General features: G+C 65.8%; 12 protein-coding genes. 9 read left to right on the top strand and 3 right to left on the bottom strand.

The features are described 5' to 3' along the window. Positions 1–17 precede the first annotated feature (17 nt). Positions 18–296 (bottom strand): glutaredoxin family protein, encoded by a 279-nt coding sequence (locus J7643_02380; GenBank protein ID MBO9539422.1) that lies wholly within the window; start codon positions 294–296, stop codon positions 18–20. Between the two features lie 179 nt (positions 297–475). Between J7643_02380 and J7643_02375 the strand changes: the two genes are divergently transcribed. The 6 genes from J7643_02375 (at position 476) to J7643_02350 (ending at position 6065) form a co-directional block, all read left to right on the top strand. Next, complete coding sequence (locus J7643_02375; protein MBO9539421.1) at positions 476–1219, top strand: enoyl-CoA hydratase/isomerase family protein; 744 nt, start codon at positions 476–478, stop codon at positions 1217–1219. A gap of 3 nt (positions 1220–1222) precedes the next feature. Beyond that, on the top strand, positions 1223–1516 hold the full coding sequence (locus tag J7643_02370; GenBank protein ID MBO9539420.1) for a nucleotide pyrophosphohydrolase: 294 nt from the start codon (positions 1223–1225) through the stop codon (positions 1514–1516). Positions 1517–1594: 78 nt separating this feature from the next. After that, on the top strand, positions 1595–2803 hold the full coding sequence (locus J7643_02365) for an acetyl-CoA C-acetyltransferase (protein MBO9539419.1): 1209 nt from the start codon (positions 1595–1597) through the stop codon (positions 2801–2803). A 55-nt stretch (positions 2804–2858) separates the two neighbouring features. Then, on the top strand, positions 2859–3734 hold the full coding sequence (locus J7643_02360; protein ID MBO9539418.1) for a 3-hydroxybutyryl-CoA dehydrogenase: 876 nt from the start codon (positions 2859–2861) through the stop codon (positions 3732–3734). A gap of 29 nt (positions 3735–3763) precedes the next feature. Beyond that, positions 3764–4915 carry an acyl-CoA dehydrogenase family protein gene (locus J7643_02355; protein ID MBO9539417.1) on the top strand — a complete coding sequence of 384 codons (1152 nt, stop codon included), beginning with the start codon at positions 3764–3766 and terminating at the stop codon, positions 4913–4915. 10 nt (positions 4916–4925) lie between these two features. Next, the gene (locus tag J7643_02350) at positions 4926–6065 is read left to right on the top strand and encodes an acyl-CoA dehydrogenase (protein ID MBO9539416.1); all 1140 of its coding nucleotides are present in this window, start codon (positions 4926–4928) and stop codon (positions 6063–6065) included. 63 nt (positions 6066–6128) lie between these two features. Here the strand turns inward: J7643_02350 and J7643_02345 are convergent, their stop codons facing one another. Then, positions 6129–6440: a hypothetical protein gene (locus J7643_02345; GenBank protein MBO9539415.1), complete on the bottom strand. Its 312-nt coding sequence runs from the start codon at positions 6438–6440 to the stop codon at positions 6129–6131. A gap of 272 nt (positions 6441–6712) precedes the next feature. Between J7643_02345 and J7643_02340 the strand changes: the two genes are divergently transcribed. After that, complete coding sequence (locus J7643_02340; protein MBO9539414.1) at positions 6713–9913, top strand: IPT/TIG domain-containing protein; 3201 nt, start codon at positions 6713–6715, stop codon at positions 9911–9913. Between the two features lie 163 nt (positions 9914–10076). Then, a complete protein-coding gene (gene meaB / locus J7643_02335; protein MBO9539413.1) occupies positions 10077–11027 on the top strand; it encodes a methylmalonyl Co-A mutase-associated GTPase MeaB in 951 nt (316 codons plus the stop codon). 3 nt (positions 11028–11030) lie between these two features. On the opposite strand, the gene J7643_02330 is transcribed toward meaB, so the two are convergent. Next, entirely contained in the window at positions 11031–11519 is a 489-nt protein-coding gene (locus J7643_02330; protein MBO9539412.1) for a hypothetical protein, read from the bottom strand. Positions 11520–11674: 155 nt separating this feature from the next. Here J7643_02330 and J7643_02325 point away from each other — a divergent pair, with 155 nt between their 5' ends. Continuing rightward, positions 11675–15136, top strand: a complete 3462-nt coding sequence (locus J7643_02325; GenBank protein MBO9539411.1) for a methylmalonyl-CoA mutase family protein — start codon at positions 11675–11677, stop codon at positions 15134–15136. Positions 15137–15143 lie beyond the last annotated feature (7 nt).

Here is a 15143-nt window from a genome sequence, read left to right as displayed (position 1 = left end):
TCGCCCCCGTCGCACCGTCACCAGACGATGTCGACGGGGGTTTTCGCTTGCTCACCTCTCGGCTGGCGCAGCAAGGCCCGATCGATCCGCGCACGGTCGAAGCCCACGATGGCCTCGTCCCCGACGAGGACGACGGGCGTCCCCCTAAAGCCCTTGCGCAGGAACTCGTTGCGGGCCGACACGTCCCGGCCGATGTCCTTGACGACGAATGGCACGCCCCTGCGCGTCAGGTACTCCTTGACCGCGCCGCAGGGCGGGCATCCTTCTTGCGAATACACGATGACCGCATCGGGCATGGCACACCTCCCTGGTTCGTCTCGCTCGATGCGCAGAGCGTAGCAGAGGCGCCACACGGGCGCATCGCTCGTCCGCACCGCGCGGGGCTTGCCACCCGGGCGCTCGACACATGCCTGGTTTTGTTAGATGCTCTAACTTTAGACAGCCGTTCCCTCTTTCGTCGCACCGGAGGCCCGTCATGCCGACCCGCATCCTCGAAGAGCGCCGTGATGGCGTCGTCACCCTCACGCTGGAGGGGGAGCACGGCCTCAACATCCTGCACCGCGCCACCCTCGAAGCCCTGCGCCAGATCCTGCTGCGCCTCTCGCAGCAGGCAGGGCTCACGGCGCTGGTCCTGACGGGCTCGGGCGATCGCGCCTTCAGCGCCGGGGCCAACCTCAACGAGATCGCCGAGCTGACGCCCGCGGCCGCCCTGGACTTCTCGCACCTGGGCCAGAGCGTGACGGCGCTCCTCGCCGACTTCCCGGCGCCGGTCATCGCGGCCCTCAACGGCCTGGCCTACGGCGGCGGGCTGGAGCTCGCGCTCGCCTGCGATTTGCGCCTTGCGGCTCCCCATGCGCGATTCTGCTACCCCGCGAGCAAGCTCGGGATCCTGCCCGGCTTCGGCGGTACCCAGCGCTGCCCCGGCATCATCGGCACCGCCCGCACCAAGGAGCTGATGTTCCTGGGCCGGGTGATCGACGCCGAATGCGCCGAGCGCTGGGGGCTCGTCAACGCGGTGGCCGAGGACGTGAAGACGGAAGCGATGCGCTGGGCCGAAGAGCTCGAAGGCCGCGACGCCTACGCCCTGCGCCAGACGAAGGAGACCATCGGCATGACCGAGCGGGCCGACTTCTTCTTCGAGCAGGAGGCCTTCGCCAACTGCTTCCGCCAGCCGGGCATCCAGGATCGCCTGCGGGCCTGGGAGGCGGCGAAGCGCTAAGCCATGGACCTCAAGGAACTCACCGCGCGAATGCACGAATTCGTCCGAGCCAAGGGCTGGTACGAGCCGGACTCCAAGCGTCCCCAGACCCCCTCGAACCTCGCCAAGTCGCTCGCCATCGAGGCGGCCGAAGTGCTTGAGCACTTCCAGTGGGGCGATGCGGCCGATCCCGAGGCGCTTGGTGATGAGCTCGCCGACGTCTTCCTCTACCTCATGCAGCTCGCGGATGTCTCGGGGGTCGATCTCGAAGCCGCGACCCTCGCCAAGCTCGCCCGGAACCGCGATCGCAACTGGTAAGCCCCTGTGCTAAAATTTTAAACGCGGGTTAAAGCTTCGATTCCCGCGTCATACCTAGCACAACGAGGTTCAGAACAGATGGATCGCACCGTCATCGTCAGTACTGCTCGCACGCCGTTCGGCAAGATGAGCGGGGCCCTCAAGGATTTCAAGGCTCCCGACCTGGGCGCGCTCGTGATCGAGGAAGCTCTCCGGCGTGCAGGGGTCGCCCCCGAGCTGGTCGAGAACGTCCTGATGGGCATCGTCCTCCAGGCGGGCGTGGGCCAGATCCCCTCGCGCCAGGCGGCCATCAAGGCCGGCATCCCCGCCACCGTCCCCTCGCTGACCATCAACAAGGTCTGTGCCTCGGGCATGCGCGCCGTCACCCTGGCCGACCAGCTCCAGCGCGTCGGCGACGGCGAGATCTTCGTCGCGGGCGGCATGGAGAGCATGACCAACGCCCCCTACCTCCTCAAGCAGGCCCGCTCGGGCTACCGGATGGGCAACGCCGAGGTCCTCGACGGCATGATGTTCGACGGCCTCACCTGCGCCTTCCACCACGTCGCGATGGGCGTCCACGGCGATACCACCGCCAAGGAGTTCGGCCAGCAGCGTGAAGAGATGGACGCCTGGTCCGTCCGCAGCCACCACAAGGTCCACGAGGCCGCCGAAGCGGGCCGCCTCGACGCCGAGATCGTCGCGGTGGGCGTCCCCCAGCGCAAGGGCGATCCCATCATGGTCAAGCGCGATGAGAGCGTGCGTCCCGACACCTCCACTGAAGCGCTCGGCAAGTTGCGTGCAGCCTTCACCAAGGACGGCGTGATCACCGCGGGCAACGCTCCCGGCATCAGCGACGGCGCGGCGGCCCTCGTGCTCATGAGCGAGCGCAAGGCCCACGAGCTCGGCCTCAAGCCGCTGGCGGCCATCGTCGGCCACGCCAAGGTCGGTCAGGAGCCCGCCTACCTCTCCACCGTGCCCGGCCTCGCCATCCAGAAGGCCCTCGCCCAGGCGAACCTCACCGTCGACCAGATGGACCTCTTCGAGATCAACGAGGCCTTCGCGGCCGTCACCCTGCGCTCGACCGAGATCCTCTCGGGCGGTGATGCGGGCAAGCTCGAAGCCATCCGCGAGCGCACCAACGTCAACGGCGGCGCGATCGCCCTCGGCCACCCCATCGGCGCCAGCGGCGCTCGCATCGTCGCATCGCTCGCCCACGAGCTCTCGCGCCGCGGCGGCCGCTACGGCGTGGCGGCCATCTGCTCGGGTGCCGCTCAGGGCGACGCCGTCATCCTCGAACGTCTTTCTTAACGTTGTAGAGCGCCTGCAGCTCGAACTCCAGAAAGGAACTTTCACCTTGAAGAACATCACCACGGTCTCGGTGCTCGGCGGCGGTCAGATGGGCTCGGGCATCGCCCAGGTCTTCGCCCAGAACGGCTACACCACCTTCATCTACGACGTGAACGCCGGCGCCCTCGAGAAGTCCAAGAAGGGAATCGAGAAGAACCTCGCCCGCATGGTCGAGAAGGGCAAGCTCGAAGCTGACGCCATGGAGGCCACCATGGGCCGCCTGACCTGGACCTCGAACCTCGCCGACCTCTCGGATTCGGACCTGGTCGTCGAAGCCATCATCGAGAAGCTCGACGTCAAGCTCCAGACCTGGAAGCAGGTGGATGAGCTCTGCCGCCCCGACGCGATCTTCGCTTCCAACACCTCGAGCCTGCCCATCACCCAGCTCGCCAACGGCGTCTCGAACCCCGAGCGCTTCATCGGCATGCACTTCATGAACCCGGTGCCCGTCATGCAGCTGGTCGAGATCATCCGCGGCTTCGTGACCTCGGACGAGGTCTACCAGGCCGTGTTCGAGACCTCCAAGAAGCTCGGCAAGACCCCGGTCACTGTCAACGACGCCCCCGGCTTCATCTCGAACCGCATCCTCATGCCCATGATCAACGAGGCCATCTTCTGTCTGGGCGAGGGCATCGCCACCAAGGAAGACATCGACACGGTCATGAAGCTCGGGATGAACCATCCCATGGGCCCCCTGACGCTGGCCGACTTCATCGGCCTCGACACCTGCCTCTTCATCATGGAGGTGCTGTACAACGACTTCAGCGACTCCAAGTACCGTCCCGCTCCGCTGCTTCGCAAGATGGTGCAGGCCGGGCTGCTCGGCCGCAAGACCGGCCGCGGCTTCTACGACTACACCGAGACCGCCAAGCCCGCCGCTGCCGCCAAGTAGCGCAGCGCCTCACCCCATAAGGATTCCCCATGGATCTCGAATTCTCAGACGATCAGCGCGCGCTGCAGGAGATGATCCAGCAGTTCGCCGCCCGTGAAATCGCGCCCCACACCGCCCAGTGGGACCGCGACGACCACTTCCCCGTGGATGTCTTCCGCAAGCTGGGCGAGCTGGGCGTACTCGGCCTGCCCATCCCCGAGGAGTTCGGCGGCGCCGGCGCCAACCTGCGCGACTACGTGACCGTGGTCGAGGAGCTCGCGAAGGCCGACCCCGGCCTCGCCTGCGCCTACTCAGTCCACGTCTCGGCCCACACCCGCTCGGTTTACGAGTTCGGCACCGACGAGCAAAAGGCCAAGTACCTCGAAAAGCTCTGCTCGGGCGAGATGATCGGCGCCTTCGCCCTGACCGAGCCCTGCTGCGGCTCGGACGCTACCGCCCTGCGCACCAAGGCGGAAGAGGACGGCGACTTCTACGTCCTCAACGGCAGCAAGCAGTGGATCACCAACGCCAAGTGTGCGGGTCTCTTCCTGCTCTTCGCGCGGACCAACCCCAACGAGCCCGGCGCCAAGGGCATCTCGGCCTTCCTGATCGAGGCCGGCACACCGGGCCTGAGCCTCGGCCGCAAGACCCACAAGATGGGCATGCGCACCAGCGAGACCTATGACCTGGTCCTCGAGAACTGCCGAGTGCCCAAGTCGGCCATGATCGGCGAGCTCAACAAGGGCTTCGCGATCGCCATGAAGACCCTCGAGAGCGGGCGCATCGGCATCGCCGCCCAGGCCACGGGCATCGCCCAGGCCGCCCTCGACCTCGCCAAGAAGTTCTCGAACGAGCGCGAGGCCTTCGGCAAGCCCATCAACCGCTTCCAGGGCATCCAGTGGAAGATCTCGGACATGACCACCAAGATCCACGCCGCGCGCATGCTGACCTACCGGGCCGCGTGGCTCAAGGACGAAGGCATGCCCGTGAACAAGGAAGGCGCCATGGCCAAGCTCTTCGCGAGCAAGACCGCCCGCGAGGCCACCAACGAGAGCCTCCAGATCCACGGTGGCTACGGCTACACCGACGAGTTCCCCATCGAGCGGCTCTACCGCGACGCCAAGGTCACCGAGATCTACGAGGGCACCTCGGAGATCCAGAAGATCGTCATCTCGCGCGCCCTCCTGGGCCAAGGCAAGTAAGGAGAAGCGCATGGACTTTCAACTGACCGAAGAGCAGCAGATGCTCAAGGAGATGGCCCGGGACCTGGCGGACCGCGTCATCGCTCCGCGCGCGGAGCACCTGGACAAGACCGGCGAGTACCCCATGGAGAACTTCAAGGTCCTCGCCGAGAACGGCCTCTTGGGGATCCCCTTCTCCGAGGAGTACGGCGGCGCCGGGGCCGACTACGTCTCGTACGTGATCGCCCTCGAAGAGATCTGCCGCGCCTGCGCGAGCACCGGCGTCACCATGTCGGTGCAGACCAGCCTGGCTTCTGCGCCCCTCAACCAGTTCGGCACCCACGAGCAGAAGCTGAAGTACCTCAAGCCCCTGCTCGAAGGCGAGAAGATCGGCGCCTACTCCCTCTCCGAGGTGGGTGCCGGCACCGACGCTGCGAGCCTCAAGTGCCGCGCGGTCAAGGACGGCGACGACTACGTGCTGACCGGCACCAAGATGTGGGTCACCAACGGCTACTACGCCGACACCTACATCGTCTTCGCGACGCTCGACCCCAGCCTCGGCGCCAAGGGCATCACCGCCTTCATCGTCGAGAAGGGCACCCCCGGCTTCACCTTCGGCAAGAAGGAAGACAAGCTCGGCATCCGCGCCTCCAGCACCTACGAGCTGGTCTTCGACGGCTGCCGGGTGCCTGCGGCCAACCGCCTCGGCGACGAGGGGCAGGGCTTCAAGATCGCCATGTGGACCCTGGACGGCGGCCGCATCGGTATCTCGGCCCAGGCCCTCGGCATCGCCCAGGCCGCGCTGGACCAGGCCATCAAGTACACCCAGGAGCGCAAGCAGTTCGGCAAGTCGATCTCGGACAACCAGGCGATTCAGTTCTACCTGGCCGAGATGGCGACCGACATCGAGGCGGCGCGCCTCCTGATGTACCGGGCGGCCTCGCTCAAGGACCAGGGCAAGAACCACACCCAGGCGGCGTCCATGGCCAAGCTCATGGCCTCGGAGACGGCCATGTGGGTCTCGACCAAGGGCGTGCAGTTGCACGGCGGCTACGGCTTCACCACCGACTTCCCTGCCGAGCGCTTCATGCGCGACGCCAAGATCACCGAGATCTACGAGGGGACCTCGGAGGTCCAGCGGATGGTCATCGCCCGCAACGAGCTGGCCTAAGCCTCCCGAAACGAAAGTCCCGAGCAGCCTCGTCGGCTGCTCGGGACTTTTTGCTTGAAGGGGTCAGGGCGTGGGATCGGAAGTGGGGGTAGGGGTGGCGAAAGGATCGGTGGTCACGACCGGCGCCGGCGGCAAGGTGGGCGTCACGGTCGCCGACGGGGTAGGCGTGGGGCTCGCCACGATCCAGGTCGGCGCCGTCGCAGTGGGAGCAGGCGACAGGGGAGCAGACGGCGTGGGGGTGGGGGTCGGCGTGGTCGTCCCTGCGCCGGAAGGCGGCGCGTTCGTAACCTCTGGCTGGTCGGTGATGCAGGCCGCAAGGAGAAGGGGCAACAGGAGCATCACGCCGCGGAAAATCGAGTGATAAGCGCTTGGCATGATACCCACCCTTCAATCCAGCTGGACATGACTTCTGAAAAAGGCAAACCCGCAGCCGAATCCAAAAAACGCTCAGAACAAAGCCGTCATCGCGTCGGTACAAAATTTCAGACTAAACATTCGGTGCAATAGCAAGGAAATAGCATAAAGTCCAAAGCGAAATCAATCTAACGGGTATAGTATTAACAATTCGCTTGCCTGATTATCTAAACGCCATGATTGTTAATTAATCATCCAAAACTTTGGATGGATGAGTTTTTTGGAGAAAATTCATGCTCGGACGGTTTGTCGCCTTGGTGGTGGTTCTGGCGCTCTCTGCCTGCGTTCGCCCACCGATGACGGCCCCATTGCCCGGGTCGGACTCCGCCCTGGCGGGCCGGGTCGAGTTCGGGGGGACCGCCGAGCGCGCAACTCAGGCGACGGTGGATGAGATCGCCAAGGCTTCGACCGTCTCGCTGATCGATCTCGGCACGAGCACGACGATCACGAGCGGCGTGACCGACGCGAACGGCTCGTTCACCCTCAACCCGAACTTCAGGCCAAACGCGAACGCCCTGTACGCCCTCGAAGCGGTCAAGGGCCTCTTCGACAACAAGGCGGGCAAGCGTGCCGCGCGCGTCCGGACCCTCCTGGGCTACCAGAACGGCTGGACCTCCCTGACCGGGGCGCAGATCCTCATCAACCCCTCCAGCACCGCCCTCTCGATGATCGTCGACTTGCGGAGTCAGTCTTCCGATCCTGTGGCGAGCGGCTCGATCCCGGTCTGGGGATCCTCGCTCATCGGCACGCTCGATCCGCGCACCCGCCTCTCGCTCACGCCCGGTGTCCCCGAGGCCCCCATCAGCTTCGCCGGCAGCGCGGCGCTCAGCGGCGTCCACCAGGATGAGTATCGCCAGGTCCACGGGATCGTGATCCGGCAACTCGCCCTCAATGCAGACCCCGTGGCAGGTGCGCTCATCAACACCCGGCGCAACGCCTCGGCCCCTTGGTACTCCTACGCGGCGGCGGTCGAAGGCTTCTCGATCACGGACGTGATGCCCGCCTCGGGCGCGGTCGGGGACGTCGTCACCCTCTTCGGCAACCAGTTCAACCTGGATCCGAGCCAGAACCATGTCTACTTCAACGGGGTCCGGGGCACCGTGCGGGCCGTGCTGAGCGACCAGACCCAGATGCAGGTCGAGATACCGGCAGGGGCCACCTCGGGCCCCGTCACCGTCGAGATCGCGGGCTTCAAGGGGGTCGGGCCGAGCTTCCATGTCACGAGCAACGACGGCCACTCCATCCTGGACGCGGCCGGCAACCTCTACGTCGCGGGCAACAACGGCGTGGTCTTCAAGATGGCCCCCGATGGGACCATGGCCTCCTTCGCCACCGGCTTCACCGCCCCCTCGGCTCTGACGCTCGACCGGCAGGAGAACCTGTACGTGACGGACTCGGCAGCAGGCAGCGTCACCAAGGTCACCCCGGCCGGAGTCAAGTCGCCCCTCGCGACCGGCCTCTCTCAGCCGAGCGGCATCGCGCTCGGTCCCGACGGCCTCCTCTACATCTCGTGCCAGGGCAGCGGCAAGGTCGTGAGCCTTAAGACCGACGGCACGGGCCTCAGCGATCGGGTCACGGCTCTGTCGGGACCCGCTGGCCTCGGCTTCGACCCGCGAAGCGGCGATCTCTTGATCGCGAACAACTGGAACGGCTCGATCAGCCGGGTGGCCAGCGGTAGTGCGAGCGGCTTCACGTATGCGGTGGGCTTCAACGCCCCGTGGGGCCTCGCGGTCAACACGGCCGGCGATGTCTTCGTCGCCAACCAGCGCGGCTCGTCGATCGTGAAGGTCGCTGCGAGCAACGGGACCACTTCCACCTACGCGAACCGCTACGCCAATCCCAAGGGCGTCGCGCTGGACAAGAACGGACGGCTTCACGTCTCTACGGGCAACAACGGCCTCTACCGCATCGACCCGAACGGGAGCGAAACCCTGCTCGCGAGTGGTTTCGGAAACCCCTGGGGACTCGCCTTCGACGCGGCGCAGAACCTCTTCGGCGTCAGCACCGACCACGAATTCCTGAGCGTCGTCCCGAAGGGCGCCACCGTCGCCCAGCGCCGGCTCGGCGTCAGCACCCCCACGGACATGGCGAGCGACGCGGCGGGAAACCTCTACATCGCCTCGCAGGGGAATACCCTCTACAAGTACGCCAGCAACGGCGCCCTTTCGTTCTATCCCCTGCCCGATGCCGCCAACGGGGTCGCCGTCGGCACGGACAACAACCTCTATGTCTCCGGGAACAACACGCAGGCGATCTACAAGCTCGACGCGAACGGCTCGGTGCAAGGGGCCATCGCCCACAACCCCATCTACTATCCCAGCGGCATGATCGGGGACGGCGCCGGGAACATCTACTACCTCAACGAGTCCATCAACCCGACCGTGAAGGGCACCCTCGTGAAGTGGGACGGTAGCCGCTTCACCACCTTGGCCACCGGGATCCAGGATGCCTTCGGCCTCGTGCAGGACGCGGCGGGAGACCTCTATGTCACGGCAGCCGGGGGCGGGCAGGTCTACAAGTACACCCAGGCGACCAAGACCCTGAGCGTGATCGCCTCGGGCCTCAACCAGCCCCGCGGTATCACCATCGCCTCGGAATCCCTCTTCGTCGCCACCCGGGACAAAGTGGTGAACCTGAGCATGGCAGGCGCCATGCTGGATTCGAACTACCTGACCGTCACCGGTGGCCCCAAGCTCATGGGGATGACGGCGGACGCCTCCAACAACCTCTATCTCGTGGACGGCTACAACACCAGGGTCTACAAGATCACGGGCAAGGGGGTACGCTCGAACTACGGGACCGGCCTCACGGAGCCAGTCTCCCTCGCCTTCGGGGCCGGGGGAGTCCTCCTCGTCGGCTGCGAACAAAAGGTCATGAAGGTAGCAAACGGAGGCGGCGGTGCCACGAACTTCGCGACCAACGCCTCGGGCGCCTACGGGGTCTACCAAGACCAGGCGAGCGGCAAGACCTACGCCGTTCAACACTGGAACAATGACCTGATCGATCTCTCCGACGCCTACAACCCCAAGGTGTACAACTGGGGTCGCCCTCAGGGCATGTGGGGGGACGCCGCAGGGCGCCTCTGGGTGGTGGGCGGATCCCACCTCTTCCAACTCGACCCGAGCGACGGGGGCCTCACCTACTACTCGGCTTGGATCGACGAGCCGAAGGACGTGGTGGGGGACAACGCCGGCAACCTTTACGTCACGAGCGAGGTTGACGGACAGGTTCAGCAGTTGATGGTCGGCAACTACACCAACCTGATCGATCTGTGCGTCAAGTACACCTTGAACAAGCCCTGCGGGCTCGTCATGGTCCCGGGGGAGAACGCGCTCTACGTCGGCGAGCGCGGCAGCCATTCCATCAAGCGCTTCGATCTGGGGCCCAAGACCGCCTCGGCGACGAGCTTCTGGCCGTACAGTCCAACCTTCTGAGGAGTTCCAAGATAACGAGCCGCTCGCCCTCATCCGGGCGGGCGGCTCAGTCATACGGGTCCTTCCTGGCAGCTTGAAGGCGACGGCTGCCTTGCGATTTGGCTCCCGGTTGGCTACGATCGGGCTAGCATCTCACGAAAGGGCGCCCATGACCGCAGGAACCATCGACTACGTCAGCCGCGTGAAAGCGGGCGATCGCCGTGCCGCCGCCCGCCTCATCTCCCTCATCGAGAACCAGGCACCCGAGGCCGAGCAGGCCCTCGCCGAGCTGTACCCCTCGACCGGCAACGCCTTCCTCGTGGGCATCACCGGCCCGCCCGGCGCGGGCAAGAGCTCGCTGACCGACCTCTTGATCGCGGCCATCCGACAGGACGGGCTCAAGGTCGGGGTCGTCGCGGTCGACCCGTCCAGCCCCTTCTCGGGCGGGGCGATCCTCGGCGATCGCATCCGCATGAAGAGCCACGCGGGCGATCCGGGAGTCTTCATCCGCAGCATGAGCAGCCGCGGCCAGCTCGGCGGCATCGCGCTCGCCACCAAGGCCGCGACCGAGGTGCTGGATGCTTATGGCTGCGACGTGGTGATCGTCGAGACCGTGGGGGTGGGTCAGAGCGAAGTCGCGATCGCCCAGGCGACCGACAGCACGGTGCTCGTCCTGCCGCCCAACCTGGGTGACGGCATCCAGGCCATCAAGGCTGGCATCATGGAGGTGCCGGACCTCTTCGTCGTCAACAAGGCCGACATCCCCGGGGCCGGCAAGGCCGCCGCCGAGATCCTCGGCATGCTCGAGATGCAGGTGAGCACCGGCTGGAACCCCAGCGTGGTCCAGACCAAGAGCCTGACCGAGCTCGACGAGAGCGGCGTCCTGGATTTGTGGGAGCACCTCAAGACTCACCGTGATTACTTGAAGCGCACCGGCTCGCTCGCCGAGAAGCGGGCGCATCAGGCGCGCGAAGAGGCCGAGGCCCTCGCCATGGCCCAGATCGAGCGCGCCCTGCAAGGTGCCCTGGGCACTCCGGCGCTCGTGGAAGCGATCGCCGCCGTGCAGGAACGGCGCGAGCCGCCCTCGTTCGCTGCGCGCCGCCTGCTGGAGGCGCTGAAGCGAACGCTGCCGTAGCCGTTACTGCTCGGCAGCGGCCTTGTAGCGGATGGCGACGCCCGAGATGATCGTGCGCTTACCGACGGACGGCTTGCTGATTTCCTTGACGCTGCGCTTCTCGGCGCGGTTGCTGCCGAAGTAGGTCGACTCGCGGGTCGTTTCGGTGGCCTTGCCGTACTCGACCTCTTCCACGTCGAACTTGAGATCGATGATCGCGTCGGCTCCCATCATCGCGGCACGGCGCTTCAGCTCCAAGAAGGTGTCCTGGGAATTGCCGAAGATGGGCTCCGAGACGATCTTGGCGAGCCGCACGTAAGGCTTGGTCGGTACCTCGCCCTCGAAGACCTGAATCTCGGAGGCCACCCGGCGCTGCTCGTAGTCGCGATCGCCGTAGCTGAAGACCTCCGAGCGGGCCCGCCATTCGGACCCCGCCGAGGAGCAGCCGGTCAAGGTCGCAAGGGTCATGGCCGACAGGAGGGCGCTTCTCATCCAGACGTTGATTCGGTGCATGGCGGTATCCTTCCACGGTGAACCTTTGATTGCTCGATTATACCAAAGGCACCTACCCGCCAAACTGGCTTCGGTGCAGGAGGTGGGGTAAAATCGAAAGGTCCGGCCCTTGGGGCTGGGCGCCCATCCCGCCAAGAATGGAGAGCACTGACGCCATGGAAGCCACTGCCACCCGGACGGTACCCGCCTCGTCGCCCTACCAGGCCAAAAACAAGGTCCGGTTCGTCACGGCCGCCTCGCTCTTCGACGGTCACGACGCGTCGATCAACATCATGCGCCGCATCCTGCAGGACACCGGCGCCGAGGTGATCCACCTGGGCCACAACCGCTCGGTCGCAGAGATCGTCGAGACCGCCATCCAGGAGGACGTGCAAGGCATCGCCATCAGCTCCTACCAGGGCGGGCACGTCGAGTACTTCAAGTTCATGGTCGACCTCTTGCGCGAGCGCGGGGCGGGCCACATCAAGGTCTTCGGCGGCGGCGGCGGCGTCATCGTCCCCGCCGAGATCGCCGAGCTCGAAGCCTACGGCGTCACCAAGATCTTCTCGCCCGAAGACGGGCGTACCCTGGGCCTCCAGGGCATGATCGACCAGATGATGATGGCCTGCGACGTGGACCTGGCCGAGGGCATCCCCCCGCAGGCCCTCGATGTCACGCGCGAGGACATCCCCCTGCTCGCTCGCCTCATCACCCTGACCGAGGCCGAGACCAAGCAGGAGGCGGACTTCCGCTACCGCGATCTCTTCCACAAGCTCGCCGAGAAGGGCGCGACCCGCAAGGTCCCCGTCCTCGGCATCACCGGCACCGGCGGGGCAGGCAAGTCGAGCCTGACCGACGAGGTGATCCGCCGCTTCCTGGCGGACTTCCCCGAAAAGAGCGTAGCCATCCTCTCGGTTGACCCCTCCAAGCGCAAGACCGGCGGCGCCCTGCTGGGCGATCGCATCCGCATGAACGCCATCTACAACCCGCGTGTCTACATGCGCTCACTCGCCACCCGCGCCTCGAACGTGGCGACCAGCAAGGCCCTCATCCAGGCCATCGGCGTGGCCAAGGCCGCGGGCTTCGACCTGGTGGTCGTCGAGACCGCGGGCATCGGCCAGTCCGACTCCGAGATCGTCGATCTGGTAGACGTGTCCATGTACGTCATGACCTCCGAGTTCGGCGCCCAGAGCCAGCTCGAGAAGATCGACATGATCGACTACGCGGACCTGGTGGTCATCAACAAGTTCGACAAGCGCGGTGCCGAGGATGCCCTGCGCGACGTGCGCAAGCAGTACCAGCGTGGACACAAGCGCTTCACCGAGGACACCTCGGCCATGCCGGTCTACGGCACCATCGCCAGCCAGTTCAACGACGCCGGCACCAACTGGCTCTACGTCAACCTGGTCGAGACCCTGGTCAAGAAGACCGAGCTCGACTGGAAGTCCTCGCTCGAAGTCACCGAGCGCGAGAGCCGCAAGCAGGCGATCATCCCGCCCGAGCGCAACCGCTACCTCGCCGAGATCTCGGACGCGGTCCAGGGCCACAAGAAGCACGCAGCCAGCCAGGCCGAGCGCGCCCGCGACGCCTACGCCTACCACACCTCGCTCAAGGCCCTCGGTGATGCCGTGCCTGCCATGGCCCAGCTCTACGACGCGGCCCAGCTGACCGACCAGAGCGCCGATCCCGCCATCCGCCTCCTGCGCCAGCGCTACCAGGAGGCCCTCCTCGACCTGGACAGCGAGAGCCTCAAGCTGCTGCAAGGCTGGAAGGCCATGGTCGAGGGCTACACCGCCCCGGTCCACTCGTACACGGTGCGTGGCAAGGAAATTCGCGTCTCCAACTACACCGAGAGCCTCTCGCACCTGATGATCCCCAAGGTCAGCCTGCCCAAGTTCCACGACTGGGGTGATCTGCTCTCGTGGATGCTGCTCGAGAACGTCCCGGGCCGCTATCCCTACACCGCGGGTGTCTTCGAGTACAAGCGCACCGGTGAGGATCCCACCCGCATGTTCGCGGGCGAGGGCACGCCCGAGCGCACCAACAAGCGCTTCCACTACGTTTCCAAGGGCCAGCCCGCGGCACGTCTTTCGACCGCCTTCGACTCGGTGACCCTCTACGGCGAGGATCCCGACTGGCGCCCGGACATCTACGGCAAGATCGGCAACTCGGGCGTCTCCATCTGCACCGTCGACGACGCCAAGAAGCTCTACTCGGGCTTCGACCTCTGCGCGCCGACCACCTCGGTCTCCAAGACCATCAACGGCCCGGCTCCCATGCTGCTGGCCTTCTTCCTCAACGCCGCCATCGACCAGCAGGTCGAGAAGTACCTCACCGAGCAAGGTGAGTGGGACGCGGCCGAGGCCAAGATCGACGCCCACTTCAAGGCCCTCGGCCTCGAGCGTCCCGCCTACCGCGGCGCCGACGAGCCCGAAGGCAGCCGCCTCTTCGGCCTTCGGACCCTGGGCGTGACCGGCGACATGCTGGTGGACGCCGAGACCTACGCCCGGATCAAGGCGCAGACGCTCGCCACCGTGCGCGGTACCGTCCAGGCCGACATCCTCAAGGAAGACCAGGCCCAGAATACCTGCATCTTCTCGACCGAGTTCGCCCTGCGCATGATGGGCGACATCCAGCAGTACCTGATCGAGCACGACGTCAGGAACTACTACTCGGTCTCGATCTCGGGCTACCACATCGCCGAAGCCGGTGCGAACCCCATCTCGCAGCTCGCCTTCACCCTCGCCAACGGCTTCACCTTCGTGGAGTACTACCTGAGCCGCGGCATGAAGGTGGACGACTTCGCCCCCAACCTGAGCTTCTTCTTCTCCAACGGCATCGACCCCGAGTACGCGGTCATCGGCCGGGTCGCGCGCCGCATCTGGGCGACGGCCATGAAGGGCAAGTACGGCGCCAACGAGCGCAGCCAGAAGCTCAAGTACCACATCCAGACCTCGGGCCGCAGCCTGCACGCCCAGGAGATCGACTTCAACGACATCCGCACCACCCTGCAGGCGCTCTACGCCATCTACGACAACTGCAACAGCCTGCACACCAACGCCTACGACGAGGCCATCACCACGCCCACCGAGGAGTCGGTCCGTCGCGCCATGGCGATCCAGCTCATCATCAACCGGGAGCTGGGCCTCGCCAACAACGAGAACCCCCTCCAGGGCGCGTTCATCATCGAGGAGCTGACGGAGCTGGTCGAGGAGGCCGTGCTCGCCGAGTTCCGCCGCCTGTCGGATCGCGGCGGGGTGCTGGGGGCCATGGAGACCATGTACCAGCGCGGCAAGATCCAGGAGGAGTCGCTCTACTACGAGCACCTCAAGCACTCCGGCGACCTGCCCATCATCGGGGTCAACACCTTCCTCAACCCCAACCCGGTCGAGTACGGCGACAGCATCGAGCTCATCCGCTCGACCGAGGACGAAAAGAAACAGCAGATCGCAAACCTGCACGCCTTCCAGGCCCGCAACGCCGCGCGCTCGGAAGAGGCCCTGCACCGCCTCCAGCAGGCGGCCACCACGGGCGGCAACATCTTCGCCGAGTTGATGGAGACGGTGAAGAGCTGCTCGCTCGGTCAGATCAGCCGGGCTCTCTACGAGGTGGGCGGCCAGTACCGCCGCTCGATGTAACCTCCAT

It is taken from the genome of bacterium (assembly GCA_017744355.1).
Taxonomy (GTDB): Bacteria; Cyanobacteriota; Sericytochromatia; order S15B-MN24; family UBA4093; genus JAGIBK01.
The sequence above is the reverse complement of the archived record's forward strand: the minus strand, read 5'-3'. Positions and strand labels throughout refer to the sequence as shown.